A 12,193-nucleotide genomic window follows, 5' to 3' on the forward strand; every position below is an offset into this window, starting at 1 on the left:
CATCATTTTATGATATAAATGTAGGAAAAGGTTTTTCTTTTCTTGTTATTGGCAAAAATATATGTAGATTACATTGCCGTTATCACTTCGTGTTAGCGGCTATTTTTTTCATCACGTAAAGAAATATGATGTATAATATGATAAGTGAAAAAATGGAAGTGTTTTCTGAAAGCAGGACAAGATAAAAAGAATAGAAAAGAGAATTTCTTGTGTTGTGTAAATGTTTCTTATAATATTTGACATGTTGACAGATTATGAAATGAAAGTGAGTGATCCATGTGGATCTAACGCAAATTCAAAACCCTAGTTTTTTGAAAGATATGTCTATCAGTGAACTAGAGGGGTTGAGTGAGGATATTCGTAAGTTTTTAATTGAAGAGCTCTCTCAAACAGGTGGACATATTGCACCTAATTTAGGTGTAGTAGAACTCACAATTGCTCTGCATAAATTATTTGATAGTCCGAAAGATAAATTTTTATGGGACGTAGGACATCAATCCTATGTACATAAAATTTTAACAGGGCGTGCGAAAGAATTCGGCACATTAAGGCAATATCAAGGTCTATGTGGTTTTCCAAAACGCTGCGAGAGTGAGCATGATGTTTGGGAAACTGGTCATAGTTCGACGTCGTTATCTGCTGCAATGGGAATGGCCCTAGCACGTGATTTAAAGAAAACGGAAGAATACGTTATACCAATCATTGGCGATGGTGCATTAACAGGCGGAATGGCTTTAGAGGCATTGAACCATATTGGACATGAAAAAACGGACATGATTGTTATTTTGAATGACAATGAAATGTCAATTGCACCAAACGTCGGTGCACTTCATAATGTACTTGGTCGTTTACGTACCGCAGGGAAGTACCATTGGGTAAAAGATGAATTAGAATATATATTGAAGAAAATCCCAGCAGTCGGCGGGAAAGTTGCTGCGACAGCAGAGAAAATAAAAGATAGTCTAAAATATTTACTAGTATCAGGCGTCTTTTTTGAAGAATTAGGCTTTACATATTTAGGGCCGGTCGATGGGCATGATTATGAAAAGTTATTCGAAACGTTGCAATATGCAAAGAAAACAAAAGGCCCAGTACTTGTTCATGTTATTACGAAAAAAGGAAAAGGTTATAAACCAGCTGAGAGTGACGTTATTGGAACTTGGCATGGAACAGGACCGTACAAAATTGAGTCAGGTGACTTCGTTAAACCGAAGGAAGTTGCACCAGCATGGAGTGCTGTTGTTAGTGAAACAGTGCTTAAGCTAGCGAGAACGGATGAACGTATCGTTGCAATTACGCCTGCAATGCCTGTTGGATCGAAACTTGAGAAATTCCAAAAAGAATTTCCGAATCGTATGATTGATGTAGGTATTGCAGAGCAGCATGCTACAACAATGGCGGCTGGTATGGCAACGCAAGGAATGAAGCCATTCTTAGCAATTTATTCAACGTTTTTACAAAGAGCATATGACCAAGTTGTTCATGATATTTGTCGCCAAAATTTAAATGTTTTCATTGGAATAGATCGTTCTGGATTAGTTGGAGCAGACGGTGAAACGCATCAAGGTGTATTTGACATCTCGTTTTTACGTCATTTGCCGAATATGGTACTTATGATGCCGAAAGATGAAAATGAAGGACAACATTTAGTATATACAGCGATGCAATACGAAGATGGACCGATTGCTTTACGTTATGCACGCGGCAATGGACTTGGCGTTCAAATGGATGAAGAATTAAAGGCGATTCCAATTGGTACATGGGAAACGTTAAAAGAAGGCACACAAGCAGCAATTTTAACGTTTGGTACGACAATCCCGATGGCAATGGAAGCAGCTGAGCGTCTTGAACAAACTGGAGTATCAGTGAAAGTAGTGAATGCTCGCTTTATTAAACCGATGGATGAGGCATATTTACATGAGCTTTTAGGGGGAAATATACCGATTTTAACGATTGAAGAGGCTTGTTTAATCGGTGGCTTTGGAACGGGAGTAGTTGAATTTGCTTCTGAGAACGGATACCATAGTGCTTTAATTGAACGAATGGGTATTCCTGATCGCTTCATAGAGCATGGTAGTGTAACAAAACTGTTAGAAGAAATTGGTTTAACGACAGATGCTGTTGTAGACCGTATTCATACAATGATTCCATCAAAACAAAAAAGGGCGTAACAAATGAGCATAAAAAAAGAAAGAGTAGATGTACTATTAGTAGAGCGAGGACTTATAGAAACGCGTGAGAAGGCTAAACGTGCTGTTATGGCAGGTCTTGTATATGCGAATGAAATGAGACTCGATAAGCCAGGGGAGAAAATCTCGCAAGATACGGAGATTACGGTGAAAGGGCAAGTTATGCCGTATGTAAGCCGTGGTGGTTATAAGCTTGAAAAGGCATTAGAAACATTTCAACTTGATTTACAAGATAAAGTTATGATAGATATTGGTTCATCAACTGGTGGTTTTACAGACTGTGCGCTTCAAAATGGTGCGAAGTTATCCTACGCATTAGATGTAGGATATAATCAACTTGCGTGGAAATTGCGTCAAGATGAGCGTGTTGTTGTGATGGAACGAACGAACTTCCGTTACGTGACACCGGCAGATTTAGAGCGTGGTTTACCGCAGTTTGCAAGTATTGATGTTTCATTTATATCATTAAGGCTTATATTGCCGGTTTTAAAAACAATGCTTACGCCAAATGGTGATGTAGCTGCATTGATTAAACCTCAGTTTGAAGCTGGACGAGAACAAGTCGGGAAAAAAGGCATTGTTCGTGATAGAAAAGTACATGAAGCTGTCGTGGAAATGATTGTCGATTTTGCTCTTAAGGAAGGCTATAATGTCGAAGGTTTAACGTTCTCACCAATTACAGGCGGGGATGGAAATATTGAATTTTTAATTCATCTAAAGTGGCACGGTGAGCGTGAGAATGGTGAAAATCATTCTCCGGTTTCTATTGAACAAGTTGTTACAGAAGCGCATAATGTTCTAAAACAAAAAGGGAAAGGGGAATAACATATGTTGTTCCTCTTTTTGTTGTAATCGTATAATTATTGTAAAAACAATTGTATACAAGTAACGGATTATACGTTAACATAAATAAATGAAGTATACCAATGTTTAAACTATGGTAAGAGATAGTGTGAGGTGCAAATGTATGAATAAAGGTCAGCGCCATATTAAAATCAGGGAAATTATTGCGAACAAAGAAATTGAAACACAAGATGAACTAGTTGATATTTTACGTAATGTGGGGTTTAATGTAACGCAAGCAACAGTATCGCGCGATATTAAAGAACTGCACTTAGTGAAGGTGCCATTACATGATGGTCGCTATAAATATAGCTTGCCAGCAGATCAACGATTTAATCCGTTGCAAAAATTAAAACGAAATCTAGTGGATTCATTTGTAAAATTAGACACGGCAGGACATATGCTTGTGCTAAAAACATTGCCTGGTAACGCTCATTCACTTGGGGCACTTATTGATCATTTAGAGTGGGATGAGATCGTCGGAACCATTTGTGGTGATGATACTTGCTTAATTATTTGCCGTACACCTGAAGATACAGGTGTTGTCTCTGATCGTTTCTTAAATATGCTGTAACAGAAAAATCTTGTTTACTTTCCTCTGTAAAGTGGAAAGTAAACAAGATATTTTTATTGGCGAAAAATATGGATTTTCAAATACAATACATTATTTTTTTTGAATGAAGTTAGAAAATAGGTGGATTGACCCGTAAAACGAATGTTTGGTACAATGGAGCGGGTTAGAAGAGTAATTTATACATACAAACATATAGTATAACTATTTGAATGAAGAATACTGAGAAAAGCCCTTAATTGGGGATTAGTTTATAACGAGGTGAATGGGGCATTGTTATCGGAATTATCGATCAGAAACTTTGCTATTATTGAGGCATTAAATATTTCTTTTCAAAAAGGTTTAACCGTTTTAAGTGGTGAAACAGGAGCTGGAAAATCCATTATTATTGATGCAATTAGTTTGCTTGTTGGTGGCCGTGGTTCAGCAGAATTTGTTCGATATGGAACAGAAAAGGCTGAGATAGAAGGATTATTCTATGTAGAAGATGCCAAGCATCCATGTATCGCAAAGGCAGAAGAGTTAGATATAGAAATAGAAGATGGCATGATTATTTTGAAGCGTGACATCGCTGCTAACGGAAAAAGTGTCTGTCGTGTAAATGGGAAACTTGTTACACTCAGCATATTAAAAGAGATTGGAAAAACGCTAGTTGATATTCATGGACAGCATGAAACACAAGATTTAATGAATGAAGAGCGTCATATGTTTATGCTTGATCATTTTGATGGAAATCGCATTGTTAAACAATTGGCCATATATCAAAATGTATATACAGACTATGAGAAGTTAAAAAAACAGCTAAAATCTTTAAGTGAAAATGAACAACAAATGGCCCATCGTCTAGATTTAATTCAATTCCAACATGAAGAAATTCGTAAGGCGGATTTAAAAATGGATGAAGAATATGAATTGACTGAGGAACGATTAAAAATCTCCAATTTTGAAAAGATTTATAAAGCATTAGGAGATGCGTATCGTTCGTTAAGTGGAGACGGACAGGGATTAGATCACGTAAGAAATGCAATGGGACAAATGGAGAGTATTACGCACTTAGATGAAGCGTATCAAGAAAATCATGATTCCATTGCAAATAGTTATTACTTATTAGAAGAAGTTGCATATCAGCTTAGAGAAAAGTTAGATATGATGGAATATGATCCGAAACGTCTAGATGAAATTGAAACACGTTTGAATGAAATCCGTATGTTAAAGAGAAAGTATGGAAATACTGTAGAAGAGATTTTAGCGTATGCTGATAAAATTGAACAAGAAATTTTTACGATTGAAAATAAAGACGTACATATTGAAACGACGAGAAAGCAGTTAACGAAATTAGAAGGTGTTATTGTAAAAGAAGCAACGTTGTTAAGTACTATGCGTCATGAGCTTGCGGATCATCTTACAAGCGCTATTCATCAAGAATTAAAAGAACTATATATGGAAAAAACGAAATTTGAAGTGAGAATTATGAAGAGGGTAGGAAATGTAGAAGAACCTCTCGTGGAAGGAACACCGGTAAAACTTACGGCGGATGGCTACGATCATGTGGAATTTTATATTTCAACGAATCCGGGTGAACCGTTAAAGCCACTTTCAAAGGTTGCTTCTGGCGGAGAGTTATCTCGTATTATTTTAGCTTTAAAAAGCATTTTTTCTAAGCATCAAGGTGTTGCATCTGTTATTTTTGATGAAGTGGATACGGGTGTGAGTGGTCGGGTTGCGCAGGCTATTGCGGAAAAAATTTATCGTGTATCAGTAAACTCGCAAGTACTTTGTATTACGCACTTACCTCAAGTAGCTTCAATGGCGGACTCGCATTTATTTATTAGAAAACAAGTAGCGAATGATCGGACGATTACATCGGTTACTGTGTTAAGTACGGATGAAAAAGTAACAGAAATTGCTCGAATGATTTCTGGTGTTGAAATTACAGATTTAACGACAGAGCATGCGAAAGAGTTACTTACGCAAGCGCATCATTTCAAACAGACAGCAGAGGCTATCCAGTAATGGATAGCTTTTTTTTCTCAAATGACGATTTCTTAATTCTTCCGGTTATAAATAAAGCACTGCAAGGAGAGATTAAAAAGTGAAGCCAAGAGGCTGAATGTGGGTAGGAGCGAGGAGAGTGAACAAATTGAAATTAGAAAGATTTCGAAAAATAATAGGTCTTTGTCTCCTTGTTTCTCTAGTTTTTATTGGATGTTTTAAACCGCTTCGAACGTTTATTTCATCGCCGAAGCAACTTGTTGTTTTTGAAGGACAACAATCAGAAATAGCATCATTACCAGTTTTTAAGGCTTCATCTACAAATCGTAATGTATTTACTGTAAGTTCAAATGAACAAGAACTTATGGTAAATTCTCACCAAAATGGTGAAGCTGATATGGTGTTTCAACTTGCTGGTTTTCCAGTGAAAAAAGTAAATGTGAAAGTATTAAAAGATTTTAAAGTTATTCCAGGTGGACAATCGATTGGTGTAAAATTGAACACAAAAGGTGTACTTGTTGTAGGCCATCATTTAATTCAAACTGAAAAGGGTAAAGTATCTCCTGGTGAAACAGCTGGTGTACAGATTGGAGATATGATTACTGAAATCAATGGTAAAACAATTGAAAGAATGAGTGATGTAGCACCATTTATTCATAATAGTGGAGAAACAGGTGAACCGCTTAATCTTGTTTTATTAAGAGATGGAAAATATATTCGTGCTAAGCTAACACCACAAAAAGACAATGGTGAATCTTCTTACCGAATTGGATTGTATATTCGTGATTCAGCAGCTGGTATCGGAACGATGACGTTTGTACATCCAGATTCTATGAAATACGGAGCGCTTGGTCATGTAATTTCCGATAATGATACAAAAAAGCCAATTCAAGTAGAAGATGGACAAATTATGCGTTCGACAGTAACGTCTATTGAAAGAGGAAGTCACGGGAACCCGGGAGAGAAATTAGCAAGATTTTCACCGGATCGTGAAGTGATTGGTAATATTACAATAAATAGCCCGTATGGTATTTTTGGGAAATTAAATACAAATATGACAAACGGCATAATGGATAAAGCAATGCCTATCGCATTATCCAATCAAGTAAAAGAAGGGCCAGCGAAAATATTAACAGTTATTAATCAAGATAAGGTGGAAGCGTTTGATATTGAAGTTGTTAGTACAGTACCACAAAAGTTCCCGGCTACAAAAGGTATGGTTATAAAAGTGACAGATAAACGTTTACTAGCAAAAACGGGTGGCATTGTACAAGGAATGAGTGGAAGTCCGATTGTACAAAATGGGAAAGTAATTGGTGCGGTTACACATGTATTTGTAAATGATCCAACGTCAGGATACGGTGTTCATATTGAATGGATGTTACATGAGGCTGGAATTAATATTTATGATCAAGAGAAAAAAGCGAGCTAATACATATTAGCTCGCTTTTCTTTTGAAAAATTCGTTGAAATTTTGTAAAAGCTCCGCAAGAGCTGTTTTTTGTTGTAAAATATAAGCAAAGGGTTGAACGTTTCGCTGTAATTCTATGATGGAATGTGTTGCGAAAGGAAAAAAATGAACGATAAACATATTTTTTTGTGATTTTATCGGAAAGTAAGAAACTTTAAAGGGAATTTTCACACAATTGTCGAACAATTCATGTAGCCTAGAAGCTTACACATGTCGGAAGAATCGATTCGGTAAGGGAGGAAAAACTGTGGAGAAAATTAAAGTATGTCTTGTGGATGATAATAAAGAATTGGTATCGATGCTAGAGAGCTATGTTGCTGCTCAGGATGATATGGAAGTTATTGGGATTGCTTACAATGGTCAAGAATGTTTAAACTTATTGAAAGAAAAGCAGCCTGATATACTCGTTTTAGACATTATTATGCCACATTTAGATGGTCTAGCTGTGCTAGAGAAAATGCGACATATTGAAAGGTTAAGACAACCTAACGTTATTATGTTGACAGCATTCGGACAAGAAGATGTGACGAAAAAAGCGGTTGATTTAGGGGCATCATATTTCATATTAAAACCATTTGATATGGAGAATTTAACAAGTCATATTCGTCAAGTTAGTGGTAAGGAAAATTCTACCATAAAACGTCCATTACCATCTTTCCGATCAGCAACAACGATTGATGGCAAACCGAAAAACTTAGATGCGAGTATTACAAGTATCATTCATGAAATTGGTGTACCCGCTCATATTAAAGGATATATGTACTTACGAGAAGCAATCTCTATGGTGTACAATGATATCGAATTACTAGGATCTATTACGAAAGTATTATATCCAGATATCGCAAAGAAATATAATACAACAGCAAGTCGTGTCGAGCGCGCAATCCGTCACGCAATTGAAGTAGCTTGGAGCCGTGGGAATATTGATTCTATTTCGTCCTTATTTGGTTATACAGTATCCATGTCAAAAGCAAAACCTACGAATTCCGAGTTCATCGCAATGGTTGCGGATAAGCTAAGACTTGAACATAAGGCTTCGTAAACGCTGATATAACAGTATCTGACGCGAATCTAACGTTAAAGATCGTTGAGCAATAAATATCTTTTTTGACCGATAAATAACACGGTCATTTGGTGATAAACACCGTTCTTTTGGTAGTTACTAAAACTATCGAGAGGGCGGTGTTTTTTTGTTGTCTGATTTCGGATTTCAAATCGAAAACTTTATGTTGTATTGTACGTCGAAGAATCTTTCGATTAAGACTTTGAAAAGTTACGAACAAACACTTAAGTTATTTTCAGCGTACATAAAGAACGAATTTGATATAAGTGAAGTCGATAAAGTTAAATCGGCACACATACGTCATTATATTAAGTATTTGAGAGAACGCGGTAAGTATACGGTAACAGTTAACGAAAAATCTGCGACAGTTAATTTTCCGCATAAGTGAGACGATTATCGTAAGCCTTTAAGTTCTACGACGATTTCTAATTATATTCGAAATATAAAAGTGTTTTTTAATTATTTATACGAAGTAGAGCGGGAGATACGCAAGAATCCAGTCGAAGCGATAGAAAGTATAAAGCCAACGCATATCATTCCCCGTGCGTCGTATAGGTCTAGCCGATTGCGGGCATTGTACGGCAAGGGTGGAAATACGTTGTTACTACGGTAACAGGGTGTATCGAAAGATTTACGCACTATGGGACGTTTTGTGGTGTAGAAAGTCGATATTACGAGAAATCGTAAAGGACGGGGAATGCGTTACTACGATAAACTACAAGCGATCCGATGCTAGTAAACCGCCTTACCTCTTATTCGCATAGAAACTACGAAATTACGATGAAGTTTAAACGCTTCGTTATTTTTTCATCAATGCGAATAGGGGTGAAAACTGCGCCCAACTCAACCTAGCTTCGCTCACCTCGGCTAGTCGCCGTCCACCGATTGTCAATAGCATAAATTCGGTATTAAACGCCACTAGCGGAAGTGAGTTGAATATCGAAGGTCGACACAGGGCGCTATAAGAGGCGGAGGACTTACGCATGGAAAGACGACTTAATATAAGACAATACGCCATAAAGGCGAAGACATAAACGCAACATTAAACAGATTAGCGACTTTAGCTAAGAAGGAAGTGGGAGATTGTTACACTGGAATATGTGATAATAATAAATATAGAACGAAGGTCGAGGCGCACTACATACCGCTGATCGAACGGCTAGCCAAAGACAATTGGTATCGTATAAACAATGAAACGCATTTTATCGAGGATTGTTTCCGTAAAATAAGGTATGCGATTAGATCGTTTGATATAGATCGAAGAGACTTCGACAATCGAGTTAGATGGCTAGTATATCAAAGTGTACGACATTATTGCGGAAGTAGAGGGAAGGAGCGAGAGGCGTTAACGTTGATCGGGGATATTAACGTATTGGAAACGTTAGAGAATTGTACAGATACTACGGAAGAAAAAGCGATCTATAATATAAGTACATATGAAGAAACTTACGCAAGGTTATACAAAAATATATGCAAAAAGGAAATAGACTTTATTGTGCTAGATACTATGATACATACGGCGGATAATTACGATAAGGTTACGGAGGCTGAAATTTCTAGAGCATTATCGAAAAAGACGGGGCGATCATTTGATTCCGCTAGAAGTACGATAAGAAGCTTTAAGGAGAGGCTGCGTACAAGGAATGCTAGAAGGGAGGATATAGCGTGAGAAACAAGCGTAAAGAGATGTATCTAATTATATTCGCATAAAAGTTTGGGACGGTATATACATTGGTTCTGGGCAAGTTATCGGAGGGATTGTAGAAGGATCTGATTCACTAGACGATACAGTAACAAAAGAAAATATTAAGTATGCTATAGGTCACCCTATAGAGACAATTTCTACTGCTTGGAATACTGTTTCGGATTCATTTATGAATGATTTTTGGCATGGTGATGTGGAAAGTCGTACAAAATGGGGAACAAGTATTTTTATGGGGCTTGGATTAGGATTGATTGGTGATAAAGGAATAAGTAAAGTAACTACAATCGCAAAAGGTGCGAATCTAACAAAATTCTCAGAAGGTATCTCGTCCGTTTCGAATCAATTACCATTGAAAGAACGATTTGCATTTGCAGGTACTAGTGGCTTTGGTAGCAATCAGATAAAAACTTTTGAAGCTTTACAAGAAGCCCGTGATACATTTATGTTTTCCAAAACTGGTGGAAGAAGTAGGGTCAAAGATGTTCAAGAAGTAATAAAGGATTATGCAGATAAAGTTCTTGATAGAGTAGATGTAAAAAATGATTATCCCGATTCGTATACAGCATCTAAAGTATTACGTGAAGAACTTAAGGATGCAGGGATTGAACCACCCCATACTCTAATGCAGCACATCACATCGGACCTTGGAATGATAAAAGGGCGGCACAGGTACAAGAACTATTAGAAGAGTTTGGAATACATCCTGATTCTGCTGCTAATGGGGTATTTTTACCATATAAAGTGAACGATTATGTAACTACTGAAGCATTACATATAGGTAATCATAGTCCAGAGTATATAAGAAAAGTATACAGAGTATGAAGCGAAGTTAAACGCTTTGGGGGTAATCAAGCAGATGCATTTGCAGCTTTGCAGAATATAAGAGAAAGGTTATTGGATGGTAGTTTAAAACTAAATCAACCTAAATAATCTTAATTATTTTACTAATTAAATTATAAAGGAGTAAAAGGTATGAAAATTTGGCAATTAAAAAGCTTATTTGATAACTATAAATCTTTTCAACTATTAAATTTGAAAGAAGACCGTAAAAAATATTTTGATGAAAAAATTGATTTGGCAATAAAGCTATCTGATTCATGGGGAGAAATTCTTGTTGAATGTGTAGAAGGAGATAATCATAGTGATTGTCCTATGTTCTGGGGGGAACTTGGCACGCCAATGGTTAGTAGAAAAGCAAAAGAGGTATTAGAACCTCTAATTTGCAATAATGTTGAGTTTCTTCCGCTAACCCATGATGTTACAGGTGAAGTTTATTACCTAATAAACGTTTTAAATACAATTGATGCAATTGACTACAATAAAGCAGTTTTTGAAAAACTAAGTACAGGATTAATAATAGGTTTCGAAAAATACGTATTTTTGCCTAATGTAGTTGAAGGGCAGATAATATTTAAAACCTATTTAAATCAAAGATTACACTCCTCTACTGTTTTAGTGTCTGACGAATTTAGAAATGCAGTTTTAGAGAGTGATTTAAAAGGCTTTGAATTTGTAGAGGTATGGGATTCGGAATCAAATATGTAGTTAAAATGACTTTCAAAAGCTGACAGACATTATAAAAAAAGCAGAACCTCAGCTTTCATCAGGTTCTGCTTTTTTGCTACCTACTACCTCACATATACATAGGCTTCATTTGCTGTTACATAGTATGTTTTGCCATTGTAAATGGTTAATTAAAATTAAATAAACCGAAGAAGGAATAATTTTATTTATGCTAGAAAAATAGTAAAGGAGAAAAAAGATGAAAATTTGGGAATTAAAGAGTTTATTTGATGACTATGAATCTTTTCAACTATTGGATTTAGAGGAATATTCAAAAAAGTATTTTGAAGGGAAAATTGATTCAGCAGTAAAAGTATCTGAGTCATGGGGAGAACTACGTATTAATTGTGTAGAAGAAGGAAATCACAGTGATTTCCCTCATTTTTGGGGAGAAGTTGGCACACCGATGGTTAGTGAGAAAGCTAAAAAATCCTTAGAATCTATGCTGGGTGATAATGTAGAATTTCTTCCCCTAATTCATGATGTGACGGGAGAAGTGTATTATATAATTAACGTTTTAAATGCAATAGATGCTATTGACTATGAGAAAGCTATACTAAAGAAATTACGTTCTGGCTTAGTAATAGATTTCAAAAAATACGCATTCTTACCTAATATGGTTAAGAACCAAACAATATTTAAAGTTTACTTAAATGAAATATTACATATTCCTTCCGTTTTGGTATCAGATGAATTTAGAAATGCAGTGTTAGAAAGCGATTTAAAAGGTTTTGAATTTGTAGAGGTATGGGATTCAAAAGCAAACATGTAAAAGAAAGTTCTAAAATAACTGATA

At 36.1% G+C, this 12,193-nt stretch carries 9 protein-coding genes and 2 pseudogenes; all 11 read left to right on the forward strand.

Translation table 11 applies throughout. The features are described 5' to 3' along the window. Window positions 1-278 precede the first annotated feature (278 nt). The 11 genes and pseudogenes from dxs to JTF23_RS06065 all read left to right on the forward strand — a co-directional run bounded on the left by dxs (window position 279) and on the right by JTF23_RS06065 (window position 12,169). The gene (gene dxs / locus JTF23_RS06020) at window positions 279-2,171 is read left to right on the forward strand and encodes a 1-deoxy-D-xylulose-5-phosphate synthase (protein WP_078172837.1); all 1,893 of its coding nucleotides are present in this window, start codon (window positions 279-281) and stop codon (window positions 2,169-2,171) included. A gap of 3 nt (window positions 2,172-2,174) precedes the next feature. Next, the gene (locus tag JTF23_RS06025; RefSeq protein WP_002160533.1) at window positions 2,175-3,014 is read left to right on the forward strand and encodes a TlyA family RNA methyltransferase; all 840 of its coding nucleotides are present in this window, start codon (window positions 2,175-2,177) and stop codon (window positions 3,012-3,014) included. Between the two features lie 142 nt (window positions 3,015-3,156). After that, a complete protein-coding gene (argR, locus tag JTF23_RS06030) occupies window positions 3,157-3,606 on the forward strand; it encodes an arginine repressor ArgR (protein WP_002015076.1) in 450 nt (149 codons plus the stop codon). A 270-nt stretch (window positions 3,607-3,876) separates the two neighbouring features. Beyond that, on the forward strand, window positions 3,877-5,616 hold the full coding sequence (gene recN, locus JTF23_RS06035; protein ID WP_016106127.1) for a DNA repair protein RecN: 1,740 nt from the start codon (window positions 3,877-3,879) through the stop codon (window positions 5,614-5,616). A 118-nt stretch (window positions 5,617-5,734) separates the two neighbouring features. Continuing rightward, window positions 5,735-7,027 (forward strand): SpoIVB peptidase, encoded by a 1,293-nt coding sequence (gene spoIVB, locus JTF23_RS06040; RefSeq protein WP_204208284.1) that lies wholly within the window; start codon window positions 5,735-5,737, stop codon window positions 7,025-7,027. 286 nt (window positions 7,028-7,313) lie between these two features. Continuing rightward, entirely contained in the window at window positions 7,314-8,108 is a 795-nt protein-coding gene (gene spo0A, locus JTF23_RS06045; protein WP_016100158.1) for a sporulation transcription factor Spo0A, read from the forward strand. 184 nt (window positions 8,109-8,292) lie between these two features. Beyond that, complete coding sequence (locus JTF23_RS27715) at window positions 8,293-8,517, forward strand: site-specific integrase (protein WP_252187998.1); 225 nt, start codon at window positions 8,293-8,295, stop codon at window positions 8,515-8,517. A gap of 595 nt (window positions 8,518-9,112) precedes the next feature. Then, window positions 9,113-9,798 (forward strand): annotated as a pseudogene (locus JTF23_RS27720) (hypothetical protein). Between the two features lie 40 nt (window positions 9,799-9,838). Next, a pseudogene (locus JTF23_RS06055) lies at window positions 9,839-10,764 on the forward strand (AHH domain-containing protein); the annotation flags it as partial. 42 nt (window positions 10,765-10,806) lie between these two features. Then, entirely contained in the window at window positions 10,807-11,379 is a 573-nt protein-coding gene (locus JTF23_RS06060; protein ID WP_204208285.1) for an imm11 family protein, read from the forward strand. 217 nt (window positions 11,380-11,596) lie between these two features. Next, the gene (locus JTF23_RS06065) at window positions 11,597-12,169 is read left to right on the forward strand and encodes an imm11 family protein (RefSeq protein WP_204208286.1); all 573 of its coding nucleotides are present in this window, start codon (window positions 11,597-11,599) and stop codon (window positions 12,167-12,169) included. Window positions 12,170-12,193: the final 24 nt, after the last annotated feature.

Source organism: Bacillus sp. RIT 809 (genome assembly GCF_016892495.1).
Taxonomy (GTDB): Bacteria; Bacillota; Bacilli; order Bacillales; family Bacillaceae_G; genus Bacillus_A; species Bacillus_A cereus_U.

Bases quoted from the DNA above. Each gene is read 5' to 3' on its own strand.
- argR (WP_002015076.1), top strand. From the start codon at position 3,157: ATGAATAAAGGTCAGCGCCATATTAAAATCAGGGAAATTATTGCGAAC.
- JTF23_RS06060 (WP_204208285.1), top strand. From the start codon at position 10,807: ATGAAAATTTGGCAATTAAAAAGCTTATTTGATAACTATAAATCTTTT.
- JTF23_RS06065 (WP_204208286.1), top strand. From the start codon at position 11,597: ATGAAAATTTGGGAATTAAAGAGTTTATTTGATGACTATGAATCTTTT.
- JTF23_RS27715 (WP_252187998.1), top strand. From the start codon at position 8,293: ATGTTGTATTGTACGTCGAAGAATCTTTCGATTAAGACTTTGAAAAGT.
- JTF23_RS06025 (WP_002160533.1), top strand. From the start codon at position 2,175: ATGAGCATAAAAAAAGAAAGAGTAGATGTACTATTAGTAGAGCGAGGA.